The organism is Pseudomonas peradeniyensis (genome assembly GCF_014268935.2).
Lineage (GTDB): Bacteria > Pseudomonadota > Gammaproteobacteria > Pseudomonadales > Pseudomonadaceae > Aquipseudomonas > Aquipseudomonas peradeniyensis.
The window spans coordinates 150,015-169,944 of the sequence record NZ_JABWRJ020000005.1; the positions used below are offsets into that span (position 1 = coordinate 150,015).

Genomic DNA, 19,930 nt, shown 5'->3' on the forward strand with positions numbered 1-19,930 from the left:
CCCAAGCCCTGAGGAATTCGAATCATGTTGAAAGGCTATGGGGCAGTCATCCTCGACGGAGCGTGGCTGACGCTGCAGCTCGCCCTGTCGTCGATGGCCCTGGCCATCGTCCTCGGCCTGATCGGCGTGGCGCTGCGCTTGTCGCCGGTGCGCTGGCTGGCCTGGCTGGGGGACCTGTACTCCACGGTGATCCGTGGCATCCCTGACCTGGTCCTGATCCTGCTGATCTTCTACGGCGGCCAGGACATCATCAACCGGGTGGCGCCGCTGCTCGGCTATGACGACTACATCGACCTGAACCCGCTGGTCGCCGGCATCGGCACCCTGGGCTTCATTTTCGGTGCCTACCTCTCGGAAACCTTCCGCGGCGCTTTCCTGGGCATTCCCAAGGGGCAGGCCGAGGCGGGCGCGGCCTATGGCATGAGCGGTGTCCAGGTGTTCTTCCGGATCATGGTGCCGCAGATGATCCGCCTGGCGATCCCGGGCTTCACCAACAACTGGCTGGTGCTGACCAAGGCGACCGCGCTGATTTCGGTGGTCGGCCTGCAGGACATGATGTTCAAGGCCAAGCAGGCGGCCGACGCCACCCGCGAACCCTTCACCTTCTTCCTCGCGGTGGCGGCGTTGTACCTGGTGCTGACCAGTGTCTCGCTGCTGGCGCTGAAGTATCTCGAGAAGCGCTACTCGGTGGGCGTCAAGGCGGCTGAACTATGATCTTCGACTACAACGTCATCTGGGAGGCCATGCCGCTTTATCTGGGCGGCCTGCTGACCACCCTCAAGCTGCTGGCGCTGTCGCTGCTGTTCGGCCTGCTGGCGGCTGTTCCGCTGGGCCTGATGCGCGTCTCCAAGCAGCCGCTGGTGAACATGAGCGCCTGGCTGTACACCTACGTGATCCGCGGCACGCCGATGCTGGTGCAGCTGTTCCTGATCTACTACGGGCTGGCCCAGTTCGAGGCGGTGCGCGAGAGCTTCCTGTGGCCGTGGCTGTCCAGTGCGACCTTCTGCGCCTGCCTGGCTTTCGCCATCAACACCAGTGCCTACACCGCCGAGATCATCGCCGGCAGCCTCAAGGCCACGCCTCACGGCGAGATCGAGGCGGCCAAGGCCATCGGCATGTCGCGCATGAAGATGTACCGCCGCATCCTCCTGCCATCGGCCTTGCGCCGGGCGCTGCCGCAGTACAGCAACGAAGTGATCATGATGCTGCAGACCACCAGCCTGGCGTCGATCGTCACCCTGATCGACATCACCGGTGCCGCGCGCACGGTCAATGCCCAGTACTACCTGCCTTTCGAGGCCTATATCACGGCGGGCGTGTTCTACCTGTGCCTGACCTTCATCCTCGTGCGCCTGTTCAAGATGGCCGAACGCCGCTGGCTCGGCTACCTGGCGCCGCGCAAGCACTGACCGCTCTGTGAGATCCGACAGCATGTACAAACTCCAAATCCAAGACCTGCACAAGCGCTACGGCAGCCATGAGGTGCTCAAGGGCGTCTCCCTCGAAGCCAAGGCAGGCGACGTGATCAGCATCATCGGCTCCAGCGGCTCGGGCAAATCGACCTTCCTGCGCTGCATCAACCTGCTGGAGCAGCCGCACGCGGGCAAGATCCTGCTCAACAATGAAGAACTCAAGCTGGTGGCCGGCAAGGACGGCGCGCTCAAGGCCGCCGACCCGAAACAACTGCAGCGCATGCGCTCGCGGCTGTCGATGGTGTTCCAGCATTTCAACCTGTGGTCACACATGACGGCGCTGGAGAACGTCATCGAGGCGCCGGTGCACGTGCTGGGCGTGAACAAGAAGGAAGCGCTGGAGAAGGCCGAGCACTACCTGGCCAAGGTTGGCGTGTCCCATCGCAAGGATGCCTTCCCCGGCCACATGTCCGGCGGCGAGCAGCAACGCGTGGCCATCGCCCGCGCCCTGGCCATGGAGCCGGAGGTGATGCTGTTCGACGAGCCGACCTCGGCACTCGACCCGGAGCTGGTGGGCGATGTGCTCAAGGTGATGCAGTCGCTGGCCCAGGAAGGTCGCACCATGGTCGTGGTCACCCACGAAATGGGCTTTGCCCGCGAGGTGTCCAACCAGCTGGTGTTCCTGCACAAGGGGTTGGTGGAGGAGCGCGGCTGCCCGCGCGAGGTGCTGGTCAATCCGCAGTCCGAGCGCCTCAAGCAGTTCCTTTCCGGCAGCCTGAAGTAATCGCTGCACATTTGCACCATAATGGGGCATGCTGCGCCATCCGCGCGGCATGCCCTGGCGCCACAAGCGCGAACCCTTCCTCCCAGGTTTCGGACCACGCCCTATGACCACCCAGCGAATCGGATTTCTCATCTGGCCAAGCACCAAGCCGCTGACCCTGGCGTTGGCCGAAGAGGTGCTGCAGGTGGCCCAGCGGGTGCATCCGGACGTGGTCTACGAGCTGGCCTACCTGCAGGCCGAAGCCGTTCAGGAGGGCGCCTGGCGCCTGCCGGGCGAGGCCTGGAACGGTCGTCTGGAGGGTTGCCACAAGCTGTTCCTGCTGGCCGACGAGCCGCCGGCGGCCATCGGTTCGTCGCTGTCCGCCGCGCTCAAGCAGCTGGCGCGCAGCGGCTGCATGATCGGTGGCCTGTCCGCCGGCGTGTATCCGCTGGCGGCGCTGGGCCTGCTCGATGGCTACCGCGCCGCGGTGCACTGGCGTTGGCAGGACGATTTCGCCGAGCGCCACCCCAAGGTGATCGCCACCAGTCATCTGTTCGACTGGGACCGTGATCGCCTGACCGCCTGCGGCGGCATGGCGGTGACCGACCTGCTGCTGGCGGTGCTGGCGCGCGATCATGGCGCGGAGCTGGCGGGCGCGGTGTCGGAAGAGCTGGTGGTCGAGCGTATCCGTGAAGGCGGTGAGCGCCAGCGCATTCCGCTGCAGAATCGCCTGGGCTCCAGCCACCCCAAGCTCACCCAGGCGGTGCTGCTGATGGAGGCCAATATCGAGGAGCCGCTGACCACCGACGAGATCGCCCAGCATGTGTGCGTGTCCCGTCGCCAGCTGGAGCGAATCTTCAAGCAGTACCTCAATCGGGTGCCCAGCCAGTATTACCTGGAGCTGCGCCTGAACAAGGCGCGGCAGATGCTGATGCAGACCAGCAAGTCGATCATCCAGATCGGCCTGTCCTGCGGATTTTCCTCGGGGCCGCATTTCTCCAGTGCGTACCGCAACTTCTTTGGCGCCACGCCGCGTGAAGACCGTAACCAGCGGCGCAGCAGCAGCCCGTTCGAGCTGAGTTCGGCGCCGGCCGAGCGGGGCTGAGGACTTTCCTTCCTGCCAAGGCGCTATCGCGGGGCAAGCCCGCTCCCACGGGTTGCATTGCTCGTGGGAGCGGGCTTGCCCCGCGATGGGGTTTATATATGTGAACACCCGTTCACCCAATTCTCGCCGGGCATCTCCCCGCCACCCCATCCTCCCGTTACACTGCGCGATTGCGACACTGTTTGTCGCATTGCCGAAAACCGCGTGAAAACACGGTTTGGCGCTGTAACAAGTTGTCGCCTGGCAGCAAGGACAGGCGCCGATCAGTCCTTACAATCCCCTCATCGCTCGCCACTTCCAGGCCAGCGTTCCTCTTCAGGAGACTCAGATGTCCGTTGAGCAAGCCCCGGTGCAACGTGCCGATTTCGACCAGGTCATGGTTCCCAACTACTCCCCGGCGGCCTTCATTCCTGTACGAGGCGAGGGTTCCCGAGTCTGGGACCAGACCGGTCGCGAGCTGATCGACTTCGCCGGCGGCATCGCGGTTAACGCCCTGGGCCACTGCCACCCGGCGCTGGTCAAGGCGCTCACCGAGCAGGCCAACACCCTCTGGCACGTCTCCAACGTGTTCACCAACGAGCCGGCCCTGCGCCTGGCGCACAAACTGGTGGACGCGACCTTCGCCGAGCGCGCGTTCTTCTGCAACTCCGGCGCCGAGTCCAACGAGGCCGCCTTCAAGCTGGCCCGTCGCGTCGCCCACGACCGCTTCGGCCCGGAGAAGCACGAGATCATCGCCACCGTGAACAGCTTCCACGGTCGCACCCTGTTCACCGTCAGCGTCGGTGGCCAGCCCAAGTACTCCGACGGCTTCGGTCCGAAGATCACCGGCATCAGCCACGTACCGTACAACGACCTGGAAGCGCTGAAGGCACAGATTTCCGACAAGACCTGCGCCGTGGTCATCGAACCGATCCAGGGCGAGAGCGGTGTGGTCCCGGCCGACAAGGCCTACCTGGAAGGCGCGCGCAAGCTGTGCGACGAGCACAACGCCCTGCTGATCTTCGACGAAGTGCAGACCGGCGTCGGCCGTACCGGCTCGCTGTACGCCTACCAGCACTACGGCGTCACCCCGGACATCCTGACCAGCGCCAAGAGCCTGGGCGGCGGCTTCCCGATCGGCGCCATGCTGACCACCAGCGACATTGCCAAGCACCTGGCCGTCGGTACCCACGGCACCACCTACGGTGGCAACCCGTTGGGCTGCGCCGTGGCCTGCGCCGTGCTGGACGTGATCAACACACCTGAAACCCTGGCTGGCATCAAGGCCAAGCATGAGCGTTTCAAGAGCCGCCTGGAGAAGATCGGCCAGGAAACCGGCCTGTTCACCCAGGTGCGCGGCGTCGGCCTGCTGATTGGCTGCGTGCTGAGCGAGGCCTGGAAAGGCAAGGCCAAGGACATCCTCAACGCCGCCGAGAAGGAAGGCGTGATGGTCCTGCAGGCAGGTCCCGACGTGGTGCGCTTCGCCCCGAGCCTGGTGGTCGAGGATGCCGACATCGACGAAGGCCTGGATCGTTTCGAACGCGCCGTGGCAAAACTGACCAAGGGCTGATCGCCCTTCGCCGGCCCCGAGACGGGGGCCGGCGATACCTGAATTCCTGTGCGGGCACCTGCTTGCAGGTGGTGGCGCGTGCCCGCCGTTTTTCCGTGCCGATGTGATCGGCACGCTTTCCCGAAAGGAGTGACACCATGCTGGTGATGCGCCCCGCGCAAATGGCTGATCTGAACGAAGTGCAGCGCATGGCTGCCGACAGCCCCATTGGTGTCACCTCGCTGCCGGATGACGCCGGCCGCCTGGGCGACAAGATCGCCGCTTCGGAAACCTCCTTCGCCGCCGAGGTCAGCTTCAATGGCGAGGAGAGCTACTTCTTCGTGCTCGAGGACAGTGCCACCGGCAAGCTGGTCGGCTGCTCGGCCATCGTCGCCTCGGCCGGCTACTCCGAGCCGTTCTACAGCTTTCGCAACGAGACCTTCGTGCACGCCTCCCGCGAGCTGAAGATCCACAACAAGATCCACGTCCTGTCACTGTGCCACGACCTCACCGGCAACAGCTTGCTGACCAGTTTCTACGTGGTGCCGGAACTGGTCAGCAGCGCCTTCGCCGAGCTCAACTCCCGCGGGCGCCTGCTGTTCATGGCCTCGCACCCCGAGCGCTTCGCCGACTCGGTGGTGACCGAGATCGTCGGCTACAGCGACGAGCAGGGCGAGTCGCCGTTCTGGGACGCCATCGGCCGCAACTTCTTCGACCTCAACTACGCCGACGCCGAGCGCCTGTGTGGCCTGAAGAGCCGCACCTTCCTCGCCGAACTGATGCCGCACTACCCGATCTATGTGCCGCTGCTGGCCGACGAGGCGCAGGAGGCCATGGGCCAGGTGCACCCGCGGGCGCAGATCACCTTCGACATCCTCATGCGCGAAGGCTTCGAGACCGAGCACTACATCGACATCTTCGACGGCGGCCCGACCCTGCACGCCCGCGCCTCGGGCATCCGCTCCATCGCCCAGAGCCGGGTGGTGCCGGTCAAGCTCGACGAGACGCCGGTCAAGGGCGGCCGTCCGTACCTGGTGTGCAACGGCCAGTTGCAGGATTACCGCGCCGTGCTGCTGGAGCTGGACTGGGTGCCGGGCAAGCCGGTCAGCCTGAGCGGCGAAGCCGCCGAGGCCCTGGGTGTCGGCGAAGGCGCCAGCGTGCGCCTGGTCGCGGTCTGAACCGCCGGAACAGAGAGTTTCGCGGCAGGCACAGACCGCCGCACAAGGAGATAGCATGATCGTTCGTCCTGTACGCAGCAGCGATTTACCCGCGCTGATCGAATTGGCCCGCAGCACCGGCACCACCGGGCTGACCACGCTGCCCGCCAACGAGGAGCGCCTCGGCCAGCGCGTCGGCTGGGCCGAGAAGAGCTTTCGCGGCGAAGCCGAGCGCGGCGACACCGACTACCTGTTCGTGCTGGAGAACGACGAAGGCCTGGTGGTCGGCATCAGCGCCATCGCCGGTGCCGTCGGCCTGCGCGAGCCCTGGTACAACTACCGGGTCGGCCTGACCGTCAGCGCCTCGCAGGAGCTGAACATCTACCGCGAGATCCCCACGCTGTTCCTGGCCAACGACCTGACCGGCAACTCCGAGCTGTGTTCGCTGTTCCTGCGCAGCGACTACCGCAGCGGCCTCAATGGCCGTCTGCTGTCCAAGGCGCGGATGCTGTTCATCGCCGAGTTCCCGCAGCTGTTCGGCAACAAGATCATCGCCGAGATGCGCGGCATGTCCGACGAGGCAGGCCGTTCGCCCTTCTGGGAGAGCCTGGGCCGGCACTTCTTCAAGATGGAGTTCAGCCAGGCCGACTACCTCACCGGCGTGGGCAACAAGTCGTTCATCGCCGAGCTGATGCCCAAGTTCCCGCTGTACACCTGCTTCCTCTCGGAAGCGGCGCGCAATGTCATCGGCCGCGTGCACACCGACACGGAGCCGGCGCTGGCCATGCTCAAGCGCGAAGGTTTCAACTACCAGGGCTACGTCGACATCTTCGACGCAGGTCCCGCCATCGAGTGCGAGACCTCGAAGATCCGCGCCGTGCGTGACAGCGAGACCCTGGTGCTGGCCGTCGGCACTCCGGGTGACGACGCCACCCCCTACATCATTCACAACCGCAAGCGCGAAGACTGCCGCATCACCGCCGCACCGGCGCGCCTGGCGGCAGGCACCCTGGTGGTCGATCCGCAGACCGCCAAGCGCCTGCGCCTGGGCGCCGGCGACAATGTCCGCGCCGTGCCGCTGTCCGCCGGTCGGGAGGCCCAGTAAATGAACACGCATTACATCGCCGGCCACTGGCTGGCCGGCCAGGGTGAAACCCTGCAGTCGCTCAACCCCGTCACCCAGGCGGTGATCTGGCAAGGGCAGGGCGCCGACGCCGCCCAGGTCGAAGCCGCCGTACAGGCCGCCCGCCAGGCGTTCCCGGCCTGGGCATCGCTGAGCCTGGAAGCGCGTATCAGCGTGCTGGAGGCCTTCGCCGAGAAGCTCAAGGCCAAGGCCGAGGCGCTGTCGCGCTGCATCGGCGAAGAAACCGGCAAGCCCCTGTGGGAGTCGGCCACCGAAGTGACCAGCATGGTCAACAAGGTCGCCATCTCGGTGCAGAGTTATCGCGAGCGCACCGGCGAGAAGAGCGGCCCGCTGGCCGACGCCACCGCCGTGCTGCGCCACAAGCCCCATGGCGTGGTGGCGGTGTTCGGCCCGTACAACTTCCCCGGCCACCTGCCCAACGGCCATATCGTTCCGGCGCTGCTGGCCGGCAACTGCGTGGTGTTCAAGCCCAGTGAGCTGACCCCCAAGGTCGCCGAGCTGACGGTGCAGTGCTGGATCGAGGCCGGCTTGCCGGCCGGCGTGCTCAACCTGGTCCAGGGCGCCCGCGAAACCGGCGTGGCGCTGGCCGCCAACCCGGGGATCGACGGTTTGTTCTTCACCGGTTCCAGCCGCACCGGCAACCTGCTGCACCAGCAGTTCGCCGGCCGCCCGGACAAGATCCTCGCCCTGGAAATGGGTGGCAATAACCCGCTGGTTGTCGATGAGGTCAAGGACCTGGACGCCGCGGTGTACACCATCATCCAGTCGGCGTTCATCTCCGCCGGCCAGCGCTGCACCTGCGCCCGCCGCCTGCTGGTGCCGCAGGGTGCCTGGGGTGACGCACTGATCCAGCGCCTGGTCGAGGTGAGCCGCGGCATCAGTGTTGGCGCCTTCGATCAGCAACCCGCGCCATTCATGGGCTCGGTGATTTCGCTGCAGGCGGCCCGCGCGCTGCTGGCGGCCCAGGCCGAACTGCTCGGCAAGGGCGCCGTGGCGCTGCTGGAGATGACCCAGCCGCAGGCCGACGCTGCCTTGCTCACGCCGGGCATCATCGATGTCAGCGCCGTGGCCGAGCGCCCGGACGAAGAGTTCTTCGGTCCGCTGCTGCAGGTGACCCGCTACGCCGACTTCGACGCGGCGATCGAGGAGGCCAACAACACCCAGTACGGCCTGGCCGCCGGCCTGCTGTCGGACTCCAACGCCCGCTACCAGCACTTCTGGCTGCGCAGCCGCGCCGGCATCGTCAACTGGAACAAGCAGCTGACCGGTGCCGCCAGCAGCGCGCCGTTCGGTGGCGTCGGCGCCAGCGGCAACCACCGCGCCAGCGCCTACTATGCGGCGGACTACTGCGCCTACCCCGTGGCTTCGCTGGAGACCGCGAGCCTTGCACTGCCGGCGACCCTGACGCCGGGCGTCACCCTATAACAACAGGTCTCGGAGCCTTGCCGATGAAATCCTTTGAAGTGAATTTTGATGGCCTGGTGGGGCCGACCCACAACTACGGCGGCCTGTCCTACGGCAACGTGGCCTCGCAGAGCAACAGCCAGCAGGGTTCCAACCCGCGCGAGGCGGCGCGTCAGGGCCTGGCGAAGATGAAGGCGTTGACGGAGATGGGCTTCAAGCAGGGCGTGCTGGCCCCGCAGGAGCGCCCGGACGTGGCCGCCTTGCGCCGCCTGGGCTTCACCGGCAGCGACGGCGAAGTGATCCAGCGCGCCGCGAAGGAAGCCATGCCGCTGCTGGTCGCCAGCTGCTCGGCCTCGAGCATGTGGGTGGCCAACGCCGCCACCGTCAGCCCCAGCGCCGACACCGCCGATGGCCGCGTGCACTTCACCGCCGCCAACCTCAACTGCAAGTACCACCGCAGCATCGAGCACCCGACCACCAGCCGGGTGCTGGGCGCCATGTTCAGCGATGACAAGGTCTTCGCCCACCATGAGGCGCTGCCGGCGGTTGCCCAGTTCGGTGACGAGGGCGCGGCCAACCACACCCGCTTCTGCCGCGCCTATGGCGAGGCCGGCGTCGAGTTCTTCGTCTATGGCCGCAGCGCCTTCGACAGCCGCTATCCCGCGCCGCAGAAGTATCCGGCGCGCCAGACCCTGGAAGCCTCCCAGGCCGTCGCTCGCCTGCACGGGCTGAGCGATGATGGCGTGGTCTACGCTCAACAGAATCCGGCGGTGATCGACCAAGGCGTGTTCCACAACGACGTGATCTCGGTGGGCAACGGCGAGGTGCTGTTCTACCACGAGGACGCGTTCCTCGAGACCGACACGGTGCTCGGCCAGCTGCAGGCTAAACTGGCCAGCAAGGGCGGCAACTTCCAGGGTATCTGCGTGCCGCGCGCGGCGGTTGCGGTAGAAGACGCGGTGCGTTCCTACCTGTTCAACAGCCAACTGCTCAGCCGCGAGGACGGTTCGATGCTGCTGGTGGTGCCGGAGGAGTGCCGCCACAACGAGCGGGTCTGGGCCTACCTGAACCAGCTGACCGGCCAGGGCGGCCCGGTCAAGGAGGTCAAGGTGTTCGACCTCAAGCAGAGCATGCAGAACGGTGGCGGCCCGGCTTGCCTGCGTCTGCGCGTGGCATTGAAGGAAAACGAACTGGCGGCGGTCAATCCAGGCGTTATCATGACCGCCTCGCTGTACGACACCCTGGTGCAGTGGGTCGACAAGCACTACCGCGATCGCCTTGGCGAAGCGGACCTGGCCGACCCGCAGTTGCTGGTGGAATGCCGCACGGCCCTGGATGAACTGACCCAGATCCTCAAGCTGGGCTCGGTGTATCCGTTCCAACGCCAACCTTGATAGAGAGAAATTGCAATGTCCGACGCCCTGCGCCTGATCCTGGAAGATGAAGACGGCACCCAGCTGGAAACCTCCTGCACCCGTTTTGCCGTGGTCTGGCAAGGCAAGGAAGTGTGGATCCAGCAGGACGGCCGCGGCCAGCTGCTGATCGGCGTCGATGTCGAGGAAGACGACACCGAGTACGCCAACCTGCTGCTGCGCCCGATGGCCACCAACCTGGTCAGCCTGCAACTGGAAATGGAACCGGCCGATGTCGCCGGTGACGACGACCACGTCCATGGCCCGGACTGCGGCCACCACCACTAAGGAAGCGCCTATGCTCGCCCTCGGCAAACTGCTTGAGCTGACCCTGACCGATCACGAACCGGCCGAGAAGACCCAAGTGACCACCCGGGGCGTGCGTTTGCGCTGGCTGGGGGAGGGCGCACTGGAAGTGCGTCCGCCCGAAGGTGAGGATTGCGGGCTCGACCTGCTGTTGTCGGCCGGTATCCATGGCAACGAGACGGCGCCGATCGAGCTGCTTGAAAGGCTGCTGCACGGTGTTGCAAACGGCAAGATCAAGCCGCGTGCGCGGGTGCTGTTCCTGTTCGGCAACCCGGCGGCGATCCGCAAGGGCGAGCGCTTCATCGAGCAGGACATCAACCGCCTGTTCAATGGCCGCCACGAACTCTCCAGTGGTTTCGAGGCACTGCGCGCCGCCGAGCTCGAACAGTTTGCCCGGGTGTTCTTCAGCAAGCCCGAGCGCACCCGCCTGCATTACGACCTGCATACCGCCATTCGCGGCTCCAAGATCGAACAGTTCGCGCTGTATCCCTACAAGGAAGGTCGCCGGCATTCCCGTCGCGAACTGGCCCGTCTGGCCGCGGCCGGAATGGAAGCGGTCCTGCTGCAGAGCAAGTCGTCGATCACCTTCAGCGCGTTCACCTACGAACAGCTCGATGCTGAGGCCTTCACCCTGGAGCTCGGCAAGGCCCGGCCGTTCGGGCAGAACGAAGAGGTCAACCTCGACCGGCTAGAGGAGCGCCTGATCCAGCTCATCGAGGATACCGAGCCGCAAACCGAGCAGTCCCTGGATGGCCTCAAGCTGTTCAGCGTCGCCCGCGAGATCATCAAGCACAGCGAAAGCTTCCACCTGCACCTGCCGGCGGACATCGAGAACTTCTCCGAGCTGAGCAAGGGTTACCTGCTGGCCGAAGACCTGGCCGAGACGCGCTGGGTGGTGGAGGAGGAGGGCGCGCGGATCATCTTCCCCAACCCCAAGGTGAAGAACGGGTTGCGCGCCGGCATCCTGATCGTGCCGGATTCGGGGCAACGACTGGTTTGATGCCATCCATTGCAGGTACCTGAACTTGGCGTGGGAGCGGGCTTGCCCCGCGATTGCGTCTGGCCTGGCGGGCACCTTGGTGCAATCGGGTGCCGATCGCGGGGCAAGCCCGCTCCCACGCTACAGCGTCAGCGTGATTTTGGATCCCTTCGGTGATGAAATTCTTTTAATTCACCAACCTGTTAATTTTCCCCGCCCTGGGACCGTAATTGGCTTGCCAGTAGCGAAACGCTGGCTTTAGCATCGCGGTCATGCCGTTTTCAATTGCTGTAGTCCGACAAACCGTCCATTCGACGGTTTCTATCGCATAAACACACTGCACCGAGACTGCAGGACCGATATAATGCGGCCCTTTGCCGTCGTTTCGTCGATTCGACGTGTGGCCGCCGTTTCCGTGGAAGAACCTATGAAAAGCGCAGAAATCCGTGAAGCCTTCCTCCGCTTCTTCGAAGAGCAGGGACATACTCGCGTTGCCTCCAGCTCCCTGATCCCGGGCAATGACCCGACCCTGCTGTTCACCAACGCCGGCATGAACCAGTTCAAGGACTGCTTCCTCGGCCAGGAAAAGCGCGCCTACACCCGCGCCGTGAGCAGCCAGAAGTGCGTACGCGCCGGTGGCAAGCACAACGACCTGGAAAACGTCGGCTACACCGCCCGTCACCACACCTTCTTCGAGATGCTGGGCAACTTCAGCTTCGGCGACTATTTCAAGCGCGATGCCATCACCTTCGCCTGGACCTTCCTGACTTCGGACAAGTGGCTGAACCTGCCGAAGGAAAAACTGTGGGTCACCGTCTACGCCAGCGACGACGAAGCCTACGACATCTGGACCAAGGAAGTCGGCGTGCCGGCCGAGCGCATGGTGCGCATCGGTGACAACAAGGGCGCCCCGTACGCCTCCGACAACTTCTGGACCATGGGCGACACCGGCCCTTGCGGCCCGTGCACCGAGATCTTCTACGACCACGGCGCCGACATCTGGGGCGGCCCACCCGGCTCGCCGGAAGAAGACGGCGACCGCTACATCGAGATCTGGAACAACGTCTTCATGCAGTTCAACCGCACCGCTGACGGCGTCCTGCACCCGCTGCCCGCCCCGTCGGTGGACACCGGCATGGGCCTGGAGCGCATCAGTGCGGTGATGCAGCACGTGCACTCGAACTACGAGATCGACCTGTTCCAGAGCCTGCTGGCCGCCGCCGCCAAAGCCATCGGTTGCGCCAATGACGACCAGCCGTCGCTGAAAGTGGTCGCCGACCATATCCGCTCCTGCGGCTTCCTGATCGCCGACGGCGTGCTGCCGTCCAACGAAGGCCGCGGCTACGTGCTGCGCCGCATCATTCGTCGTGCCTGCCGCCACGGCAACAAGCTGGGCGCCAAGGGCAGCTTCTTCCACAAGATCGTCGCCGCGCTGGTGGCCGAGATGGGCGAAGCCTTCCCGGAGCTCAAGGGCCAGCAGGCGCACATCGAGCGCGTGCTCAAGACCGAGGAAGAGCAGTTCGCCAAGACCCTCGAGCAGGGCCTGCGCATCCTCGAGCAGGATCTGGCCCAGTTGCAGGGGCAGGTCGTGCCGGGCGACGTGGTGTTCAAGCTGTACGACACCTACGGCTTCCCCATGGACCTGACCGCCGACATCGCCCGCGAACGCGAGCTGACCATCGACGAAGCCGGCTTCGAGCGCGAGATGGAGGCCCAGCGCGAGCGTGCCCGCTCCGCCAGCGCCTTCGGCATGGACTACAACAGCCTGGTCAAGGTCGACACCGCCACTGACTTCCTCGGCTATGACTCGACCGAAGGCCAGGGCAAGGTCATTGCCCTGTACAAGGACGGCCAGTCGGTCGAGCAACTGGCAGAGGGCGAGGAGGGCGTCGTGGTCCTCGATCGCACCCCGTTCTACGCCGAATCCGGTGGCCAGGTGGGTGACTCCGGCTACCTGCAGGCCGGCGCCGCGCGCTTCGACGTGCGCGACACCACCAAGACCGGCGGTGCCTTCCTGCACCACGGTGTGATTGCCAGCGGCGCGCTGACTGTCGGCGCCACTGTGGATGCTCGCGTCGATGCCGAGGTGCAGCACGCCACCTCGCTGAACCACTCCGCCACTCACCTGCTGCACGAAGCGCTGCGCCAGGTGCTGGGCGAGCACGTTCAGCAGAAAGGCTCGCTGGTCGACAGCCAGCGCCTGCGTTTCGACTTCAGCCACTTCGAGGCGGTCAAGCCTGAGCAGATCAAGGCCCTGGAAGACATCGTCAACCGCGAAGTGCGCCGCAACACCGAGGTACAGACTGAGCTGACCGACATCGAGACCGCCAAGGCCAAGGGTGCAATGGCGCTGTTCGGTGAGAAGTATGGCGACACCGTGCGCGTGCTGAGCATGGGCGGCGATTTCTCCGTCGAGCTGTGCGGTGGCATCCACGCCAAGCGCACCGGCGACATCAGCCTGTTCAAGATCATCAGCGAAGGCGGCGTGGCCTCTGGCGTACGCCGTATCGAAGCGGTCACCGGCGCTGCCGCGCTGGCTTACCTGAACGCTGCCGAAGAGCAGGTCAAGGAAGCCGCGCAGCTGGTCAAGGGCAATCGCGACAACCTGATCGACAAGCTGTCGGCTGTGCTCGAGCGCAACCGCCAGCTGGAAAAGCAGCTCGAGCAGCTGCAGGCCAAGGCCGCCAGCGCCGCCGGGGATGATCTCTCCAACGCGGCCGTTGAGGTCAAGGGTGCCAAGGTCCTCGCCGCCCGCCTGGATGGGCAGGATGGCAAGGCGCTGCTGGCGCTCGTCGATCAACTGAAGAACAAGCTCGGCCACGCAGTGATCCTGCTGGGCAGCGAGCATGAGGGCAAGGTCGTGCTGGTGGCTGGCGTGACCAAGGACCTCTCCAGCCAACTCAAGGCTGGCGACCTGATGAAACAAGCTGCTGCGGCGGTCGGTGGCAAGGGTGGCGGTCGCCCTGACATGGCCCAGGGTGGTGGCGTCGACGTCGCCGCGCTGGACCAGGCGCTGGCCCTGGCCGTGCCGTTCGCCGAGCAGGGACTTTGAGATGGCGGGGGCGTCGGTCTAGTCGGCGTCCCCGCCATGTTGGATTGTTTTTTGGGGCCCTTGAGGGCTGAGGCACCTTTGAAATGGCGTTGATCGTACAGAAATTTGGCGGTACCTCTGTCGGTTCCATCGAGCGGATCGAGCAGGTTGCCGACAAGGTCAAGAAATTCCGCGAGCAAGGCACCGACCTGGTGGTTGTGCTGTCGGCGATGAGCGGGGAAACCAATCGCCTGATCGACCTGGCGAAGCAGATCACCGACAAGCCCGAACCCCGCGAGCTGGACGTGATCGTCTCGACCGGCGAGCAGGTCACCATCGCCTTGCTGTCCATGGCCCTGATGAAGCGCGGCGTGCCGGCGGTGTCCTACACCGGCAACCAGGTGCGCATCCTCACCGACAGCGCGCACAACAAGGCGCGCATCCTGCAGATCGACGACCAGAAGATCCGCGCCGACCTCAAGGCTGGCCGGGTCGTGGTGGTCGCCGGTTTCCAGGGCGTCGACGAGCACGGCAACATCACCACCCTCGGCCGTGGCGGCTCCGACACCACCGGCGTGGCCCTGGCGGCGGCGCTGAAGGCCGACGAGTGCCAGATCTACACCGATGTCGATGGCGTCTACACCACCGACCCGCGTGTCGTGCCCCAGGCCCAGCGCCTGGAGAAGATCACCTTCGAGGAGATGCTGGAAATGGCCAGCCTCGGCTCCAAGGTGCTGCAGATCCGCTCGGTGGAGTTCGCCGGCAAGTACAACGTCCCGCTGCGCGTGCTGCACAGCTTCAAGGAGGGTCCGGGTACCCTCATTACCATCGATGAAGAGGAATCCATGGAACAGCCGATCATTTCCGGTATCGCCTTCAACCGTGATGAGGCCAAGCTGACCATTCGTGGCGTCCCGGATACCCCGGGCGTCGCCTTCAAGATCCTCGGCCCGATCAGCGCGGCCAACATCGAAGTCGACATGATCGTGCAGAACGTCTCGCACGATAACACCACCGACTTCACCTTCACCGTGCACCGCAACGAGTACGAGAAGGCGTTGAGCGTGCTGGAGAACACTGCCCGCGAAATTGGCGCGCGTGAAGTGATCGGCGACACCAAGATCGCCAAGGTGTCGATCGTCGGTGTCGGCATGCGCTCCCACGCGGGCGTTGCCAGCCGCATGTTCGAGGCCCTGGCCAAGGAGAGCATCAACATCCAGATGATCTCCACCTCCGAGATCAAGGTCTCGGTGGTGATCGAAGAGAAGTACCTGGAGTTGGCCGTGCGCGCGCTGCACACCGCGTTCGAGCTCGACGCACCCGCCCGACAGGGTGAGTGACACGCTGCCTGGAGGGGCGCGGCTTGCCGCGCCCTTCGCGTTTCTGGTCGCTGCGGCTGTCCCTGTCCAGGCAGCCATGGCGGTCGATCCGGGCCAGTGCCGTCGTCCCCGGCCAAGGCCCTGCTTTCAAAGACTGTTGTCCCTGAAGATTCATGTGAGGAGAAAACTATGCTGATTCTGACTCGTCGGTGCGCCGAGAGCCTGATCATTGGTGACGGTGAGATCACCGTGACGGTCCTGGGTGTCAAAGGCAACCAGGTGCGTATTGGCGTTAGCGCGCCCAAGGAAGTGGCTGTTCACCGCGAGGAAATCTACCTGCGGATCAAGAAAGAGAAGGACGAGGAGCCAAGCCTTTAATTTTTTTGAAGTTTTTTTCAAAAAAAGGGTTGCAAACGAGGAAGGGTGTGTTTAATATTCGCCTCGTGTTGCGGTGAGGTGGCCGAGTGGCCGAAGGCGCTCCCCTGCTAAGGGAGTATACCTCATAAGGGTATCGGGGGTTCGAATCCCCCCTTCACCGCCATTATTTGCCTGGAGCGCTTAAAGCGATCCGAATGGCACAGCAAGACACGGACTCATAGCTCAGCTGGATAGAGTACTCGGCTACGAACCGAGCGGTCGGAGGTTCGAATCCTCCTGAGTCCGCCACTTTTGAAGTGGCTTTGCCTGCAAGGCTGCTTCAATCCACCAGTGGTAATCTGGTCTAAAACTACCCCACGGACTCATAGCTCAGCTGGATAGAGTACTCGGCTACGAACCGAGCGGTCGCAGGTTCGAATCCTGCTGAGTCCGCCACTTTTGAAGTGGTTTTGCTTGCAAAGGCACTTCAACAAGCCAGTGGTAATCTGGCCTAAAACTACCAACCACGGACTCATAGCTCAGCTGGATAGAGTACTCGGCTACGAACCGAGCGGTCGCAGGTTCGAATCCTGCTGAGTCCGCCACTTTTTGAAGTGGCTCTGCTTGCAAAGACGCTTCAACAAGCCAGTGGTAATCTGGTCTAAAACTACCGACCACGGACTCATAGCTCAGCTGGATAGAGTACTCGGCTACGAACCGAGCGGTCGCAGGTTCGAATCCTGCTGAGTCCGCCATACATCAAGAAGCCCGCTCATTAGAGCGGGCTTTTTGTTTTTCTGGCGCGCTGAATTGTCACGGATGTCCATCTACGCTGTTCTGTAGAGGCTCCCGAAAGGAATCGGCGCTGCAAATCGAACCGGCACACGACCAATGTGCTTTTCACGCCAGAGCGACCGTCGCACTGATGGCTTCGAGCGTTGTCACAGCTTTAGCGCGCAAACGATTGTTCTGGCCAAAAATTTAAGCGATCCGACAGCTTACACAGTGTATGATTGCGCCCGTCAGCCCCGCCGGGGCTTGTGGAATCCCACCATGGACTTACCCAGTAGTTACTCGCTAACACGCTTCATACAGCCAGATCTGACCGATTGATTCTCCCGGCGTGCTCCGCTGCTGGGAGTGGAGTTCGCCTATGACCGAAATCGAAGTAAAGAAAGCCCAAGACAGCCTGCAGGATCGCCTGGCCCAGGTGATTGAACTGCTGCAGCGCCAGCGGGTGGTCGAGGACCTGACGCACCGTCAGGAAGGTCATCACCATGACCTGGTGGAAAACCTCGTCCACCGCCAGAACCTTGTCGAACTGCAGCGCAAGCTCGACGATCTGCACCCCGCCGACATCGCCTATATCCTCGAAGCCTTGCCGCTGGACGACCGCCTGACGGTCTGGCAGTTGGTGCGCTCGGATCGCGACGGCGACATCCTGCTCGAAGTCTCCGATGCCGTGCGCCAGACCCTGATCGCCGACATGGACGATCACGAGCTGCTGGCCGCCGCCAAGGAGATGGACGCCGACGAACTCGCCGACCTGGCGCCGGAGCTGCCCCGCGACGTCGTGCACGAGCTCATGGAAAGCCTCGATGCCCAGCAGCGCGAGCGTGTGCGCTCGGCTCTGAGCTATGACGAAGAGCAAGTCGGCGCGCTGATGGACTTCGAGATGGTCACCATCCGCGAAGACGTCAGTCTCGAGGTGGTATTGCGTTACCTGCGCCGGCTCAAGGAGCTGCCAGGGCACACCGACAAGCTGTTCGTCGTCGATTACGATGGCATTCTCAAAGGTGTGCTGCCGATCAAGCGGTTGCTGGTCAATGACCCGGACAAGAAAGTCGCGGAGGTCATGGCCAATGACCCGGTGACCTTCCACCCCGAGGAAGATGCCTACGACGCCGCCCTGGCCTTCGAGCGCTACGACCTGGTTTCTGCCCCCGTGGTGGACAAGAACGAGCGCCTGATCGGCCGTCTGACCATCGATGAAATGGTCGACCTGATTCGTGAAGAGAGCGAGAGCGAAGTGCTCAACATGGCCGGTCTGCGCGAGGAGGAAGACATCTTCGCCTCGGTCTGGCGCTCGCTGCGCAACCGTTGGGCTTGGCTGGCCATCAACCTGATCACCGCATTCGTCGCCTCGCGGGTGATCGGTCTGTTCGAAGGCTCCATCGAGAAGCTGGTGGCGCTGGCGGCGCTGATGCCGATCGTGGCGGGTATCGGCGGCAACTCGGGTAACCAGACCATCACCATGATCGTGCGCGCCATGGCCCTCGACCAGGTGTCGCCGGGCAATACCAGCCGCCTGATGCGCAAGGAACTGGCGGTGTCGCTGCTCAATGGCCTGATCTGGGGTGGCGTGATCGGTGTCGTGGCGTTCTGGCTCTATGGCAGCTGGTCGCTGGGCCTGGTAATGACTGCGGCAATGACCCTTAACCTGTTGCTGGCTGCCTTGATGGGGGTGCTGATCCCGATGACGCTGACGCGCCTGGGGCGTGATCCGGCGATGGGGTCGAGTGTGATGATTACGGCGGTCACCGACAGCGGCGGGTTCTTTATCTTCCTCGGCCTGGCCACGCTGTTCCTGCTGTAAGGGTTGGGTTCAGGGCGCTCCTACAGGGGCGTGTGTTACCCCATCGCAATCACCAGATGCAAAAAAGCCAGCTTGCGCTGGCTTTTTTGTGGGCGATGTCCCGGGCTGGATCAGGACGCGTCGGCGGCCATTTCCACATCGTGAGCGATGAGGGCGACCAGCGCATTCTGCTGGCGGTGGGACAGCTGGCGGAAGCGCTGCAGCAGTTCACGTTCGTGGAGGCTGAGCTCTGGGCTGTCCAGGCGCATGCTCAGTTCATCACCCAGGGCACCTTCCTGGATAAGGCTCTGCTCCAGGCGGGCGATGATTTCGGAGTTCATGCTGCGGTGGTGGTTGCGCGCTACCTCGGCAATGCGCTCACGCATCCCGTCTGGCAGGCGGACGACAAACTTGTCAGCGGTGCGGCTCGAATAGATAGCCTGTTTCATTGGGCGCATATAAATTGACCGGTTGTTCTGGTTCAGGGGGAGCGGTTCGCAAATTGGCCGCACGGTGGAAGTACGACCGCGGCGACGACAAAATGTTCAACCGTGATTTGATTTTGGTTCTTCATCTTGCCTCAGGGTCGCCGTTTCCTTGGCGTCAATTCTGTGACAAATAGTGATCTCGATAAAGGCTTTTTGCCAGTACCAATTATCAGAAATGAGCACTGGTTTGAAAAGTTTCACATTCATCGAATTGCACCGGCGTCAGACAAATGCCGTCAAAATCTGGTAAAAGACGGTAAAGGCCTGGGGAAAATCCTGGAATGCGCTGGTTTCCCATACATTGAGCATAGTGGCTATGCAATATGACGCAAGCGGTGGGGCGGCCTCAAGGGGGCGCCTGATATTCCTCATGGGACCGTCGGGTTCGGGAAAAGATTCCCTGATCGATGCGGCGCGTGAGCGATTGTTCGCCCAGGGCGTCGAAATCGCCCGACGGGTCATCACGCGCTCGGCCGAGGCCAAGGGCGAAGCCGCGCTCGGAGTGAGTGTCGAGCGCTTCGAGGCGATGCGCGAGGCGGGGGCGTTTTCCCTGGACTGGCAGGCGAATGGCCTGAGCTATGGCATCCCCGCACAGTTGGACGCGTGGCTCGCCGCAGGGCGGTCGGTGCTGGTCAATGGTTCGCGTGCCTACCTGGCCAACGCCCGGCAGCGCTATCCCGACCTGGTGGCCGTGGGGCTGACGGTTTCCCAGCAAGCGCTACGGCAGCGATTGCTGGCCAGGGGGCGGGAGAGCAATGAAGAGATCGAGCAGCGCCTGGCCCGCAACTTCAGGTTGCAGGCCTATGATCCCGGCGTGCATGTCGTGGACAACTCCGCTTCGCTGGCCAGCGCGGTCGAGGCGTTGCTCGCGCTGTTGCGCAGCGAAGGCGTGATCGCCGACGCGGCGGGGAAAAAGCCGACGTGCAAAATGCCCGATTGATACATGACAA

At 63.8% G+C, this 19,930-nt stretch carries 17 protein-coding genes and 5 tRNA genes; 21 read left to right on the forward strand and 1 reads right to left on the reverse strand.

Annotation, left to right across the window (positions count from 1 at the left end; translation table 11 throughout):
- Positions 1 to 24 precede the first annotated feature (24 nt).
- The 20 genes from HU751_RS24870 (at position 25) to mgtE (ending at position 18,513) form a co-directional block, all read left to right on the forward strand.
- Positions 25 to 714 carry an ABC transporter permease gene (locus tag HU751_RS24870; RefSeq protein ID WP_028691070.1) on the forward strand — a complete coding sequence of 230 codons (690 nt, stop codon included), beginning with the start codon at positions 25 to 27 and terminating at the stop codon, positions 712 to 714.
- A complete protein-coding gene (locus HU751_RS24875; protein ID WP_050706737.1) occupies positions 711 to 1,409 on the forward strand; it encodes an ABC transporter permease in 699 nt (232 codons plus the stop codon). The genes HU751_RS24870 and HU751_RS24875 overlap by 4 nt, the downstream gene beginning before the upstream one ends.
- A 22-nt stretch (positions 1,410 to 1,431) precedes the next feature.
- Positions 1,432 to 2,196 carry an ABC transporter ATP-binding protein gene (locus HU751_RS24880; protein ID WP_023630946.1) on the forward strand — a complete coding sequence of 255 codons (765 nt, stop codon included), beginning with the start codon at positions 1,432 to 1,434 and terminating at the stop codon, positions 2,194 to 2,196.
- 103 nt (positions 2,197 to 2,299) lie between these two features.
- On the forward strand, positions 2,300 to 3,280 hold the full coding sequence (gene argR / locus HU751_RS24885; RefSeq protein ID WP_186714503.1) for a transcriptional regulator ArgR: 981 nt from the start codon (positions 2,300 to 2,302) through the stop codon (positions 3,278 to 3,280).
- Between the two features lie 328 nt (positions 3,281 to 3,608).
- Entirely contained in the window at positions 3,609 to 4,829 is a 1,221-nt protein-coding gene (locus HU751_RS24890) for an aspartate aminotransferase family protein (RefSeq protein ID WP_186732951.1), read from the forward strand.
- A 137-nt stretch (positions 4,830 to 4,966) separates the two neighbouring features.
- The gene (aruF, locus tag HU751_RS24895) at positions 4,967 to 5,986 is read left to right on the forward strand and encodes an arginine/ornithine succinyltransferase subunit alpha (RefSeq protein ID WP_050706734.1); all 1,020 of its coding nucleotides are present in this window, start codon (positions 4,967 to 4,969) and stop codon (positions 5,984 to 5,986) included.
- Between the two features lie 55 nt (positions 5,987 to 6,041).
- On the forward strand, positions 6,042 to 7,070 hold the full coding sequence (gene astA / locus HU751_RS24900) for an arginine N-succinyltransferase (protein WP_050706733.1): 1,029 nt from the start codon (positions 6,042 to 6,044) through the stop codon (positions 7,068 to 7,070).
- Positions 7,071 to 8,534, forward strand: coding sequence for a succinylglutamate-semialdehyde dehydrogenase (gene astD, locus HU751_RS24905; RefSeq protein WP_186732950.1), 1,464 nt, complete (start codon positions 7,071 to 7,073; stop codon positions 8,532 to 8,534).
- Between the two features lie 23 nt (positions 8,535 to 8,557).
- On the forward strand, positions 8,558 to 9,907 hold the full coding sequence (gene astB / locus HU751_RS24910; RefSeq protein WP_186732949.1) for an N-succinylarginine dihydrolase: 1,350 nt from the start codon (positions 8,558 to 8,560) through the stop codon (positions 9,905 to 9,907).
- Between the two features lie 15 nt (positions 9,908 to 9,922).
- A complete protein-coding gene (locus tag HU751_RS24915) occupies positions 9,923 to 10,213 on the forward strand; it encodes a hypothetical protein (RefSeq protein ID WP_011534960.1) in 291 nt (96 codons plus the stop codon).
- A gap of 10 nt (positions 10,214 to 10,223) precedes the next feature.
- Positions 10,224 to 11,231: a succinylglutamate desuccinylase gene (astE, locus tag HU751_RS24920; RefSeq protein WP_186732948.1), complete on the forward strand. Its 1,008-nt coding sequence runs from the start codon at positions 10,224 to 10,226 to the stop codon at positions 11,229 to 11,231.
- A 406-nt stretch (positions 11,232 to 11,637) separates the two neighbouring features.
- Complete coding sequence (gene alaS / locus HU751_RS24925) at positions 11,638 to 14,262, forward strand: alanine--tRNA ligase (protein ID WP_186732947.1); 2,625 nt, start codon at positions 11,638 to 11,640, stop codon at positions 14,260 to 14,262.
- Positions 14,263 to 14,345: 83 nt separating this feature from the next.
- Positions 14,346 to 15,581 carry an aspartate kinase gene (locus tag HU751_RS24930; RefSeq protein WP_028691060.1) on the forward strand — a complete coding sequence of 412 codons (1,236 nt, stop codon included), beginning with the start codon at positions 14,346 to 14,348 and terminating at the stop codon, positions 15,579 to 15,581.
- Positions 15,582 to 15,749: 168 nt separating this feature from the next.
- The gene (csrA, locus tag HU751_RS24935; RefSeq protein WP_003254503.1) at positions 15,750 to 15,938 is read left to right on the forward strand and encodes a carbon storage regulator CsrA; all 189 of its coding nucleotides are present in this window, start codon (positions 15,750 to 15,752) and stop codon (positions 15,936 to 15,938) included.
- Positions 15,939 to 16,010: 72 nt separating this feature from the next.
- Positions 16,011 to 16,101 (forward strand) — tRNA-Ser (locus HU751_RS24940).
- A gap of 48 nt (positions 16,102 to 16,149) precedes the next feature.
- Positions 16,150 to 16,226 (forward strand) — tRNA-Arg (locus HU751_RS24945).
- 70 nt (positions 16,227 to 16,296) lie between these two features.
- A tRNA-Arg gene (locus HU751_RS24950) sits at positions 16,297 to 16,373 on the forward strand.
- A 72-nt stretch (positions 16,374 to 16,445) separates the two neighbouring features.
- Positions 16,446 to 16,522, forward strand: a tRNA-Arg gene (locus HU751_RS24955).
- A gap of 73 nt (positions 16,523 to 16,595) precedes the next feature.
- Positions 16,596 to 16,672: transfer RNA gene (locus HU751_RS24960), tRNA-Arg, on the forward strand.
- Between the two features lie 398 nt (positions 16,673 to 17,070).
- Entirely contained in the window at positions 17,071 to 18,513 is a 1,443-nt protein-coding gene (gene mgtE / locus HU751_RS24965; RefSeq protein WP_050706728.1) for a magnesium transporter, read from the forward strand.
- A 110-nt stretch (positions 18,514 to 18,623) separates the two neighbouring features.
- Here mgtE and HU751_RS24970 read toward each other — a convergent pair whose 3' ends face one another.
- A complete protein-coding gene (locus HU751_RS24970; RefSeq protein ID WP_003254499.1) occupies positions 18,624 to 18,950 on the reverse strand; it encodes an Arc family DNA-binding protein in 327 nt (108 codons plus the stop codon).
- 346 nt (positions 18,951 to 19,296) lie between these two features.
- On the opposite strand from HU751_RS24970, the gene phnN reads away from it, so the two are divergent.
- A complete protein-coding gene (gene phnN / locus HU751_RS24975) occupies positions 19,297 to 19,920 on the forward strand; it encodes a phosphonate metabolism protein/1,5-bisphosphokinase (PRPP-forming) PhnN (protein ID WP_186735542.1) in 624 nt (207 codons plus the stop codon).
- The last annotated feature ends 10 nt before the right edge of the window (positions 19,921 to 19,930 follow it).

Bases quoted from the DNA above. Each gene is read 5' to 3' on its own strand.
- HU751_RS24930 (WP_028691060.1), top strand. From the start codon at position 14,346: ATGGCGTTGATCGTACAGAAATTTGGCGGTACCTCTGTCGGTTCCATC.
- astA (WP_050706733.1), top strand. From the start codon at position 6,042: ATGATCGTTCGTCCTGTACGCAGCAGCGATTTACCCGCGCTGATCGAA.
- alaS (WP_186732947.1), top strand. From the start codon at position 11,638: ATGAAAAGCGCAGAAATCCGTGAAGCCTTCCTCCGCTTCTTCGAAGAG.
- HU751_RS24970 (WP_003254499.1), bottom strand. From the start codon at position 18,950: ATGCGCCCAATGAAACAGGCTATCTATTCGAGCCGCACCGCTGACAAG.
- HU751_RS24875 (WP_050706737.1), top strand. From the start codon at position 711: ATGATCTTCGACTACAACGTCATCTGGGAGGCCATGCCGCTTTATCTG.
- HU751_RS24870 (WP_028691070.1), top strand. From the start codon at position 25: ATGTTGAAAGGCTATGGGGCAGTCATCCTCGACGGAGCGTGGCTGACG.
- argR (WP_186714503.1), top strand. From the start codon at position 2,300: ATGACCACCCAGCGAATCGGATTTCTCATCTGGCCAAGCACCAAGCCG.
- HU751_RS24915 (WP_011534960.1), top strand. From the start codon at position 9,923: ATGTCCGACGCCCTGCGCCTGATCCTGGAAGATGAAGACGGCACCCAG.
- astE (WP_186732948.1), top strand. From the start codon at position 10,224: ATGCTCGCCCTCGGCAAACTGCTTGAGCTGACCCTGACCGATCACGAA.
- astD (WP_186732950.1), top strand. From the start codon at position 7,071: ATGAACACGCATTACATCGCCGGCCACTGGCTGGCCGGCCAGGGTGAA.
- mgtE (WP_050706728.1), top strand. From the start codon at position 17,071: ATGACCGAAATCGAAGTAAAGAAAGCCCAAGACAGCCTGCAGGATCGC.
- HU751_RS24880 (WP_023630946.1), top strand. From the start codon at position 1,432: ATGTACAAACTCCAAATCCAAGACCTGCACAAGCGCTACGGCAGCCAT.
- csrA (WP_003254503.1), top strand. From the start codon at position 15,750: ATGCTGATTCTGACTCGTCGGTGCGCCGAGAGCCTGATCATTGGTGAC.
- HU751_RS24890 (WP_186732951.1), top strand. From the start codon at position 3,609: ATGTCCGTTGAGCAAGCCCCGGTGCAACGTGCCGATTTCGACCAGGTC.
- phnN (WP_186735542.1), top strand. From the start codon at position 19,297: ATGCAATATGACGCAAGCGGTGGGGCGGCCTCAAGGGGGCGCCTGATA.
- aruF (WP_050706734.1), top strand. From the start codon at position 4,967: ATGCTGGTGATGCGCCCCGCGCAAATGGCTGATCTGAACGAAGTGCAG.
- astB (WP_186732949.1), top strand. From the start codon at position 8,558: ATGAAATCCTTTGAAGTGAATTTTGATGGCCTGGTGGGGCCGACCCAC.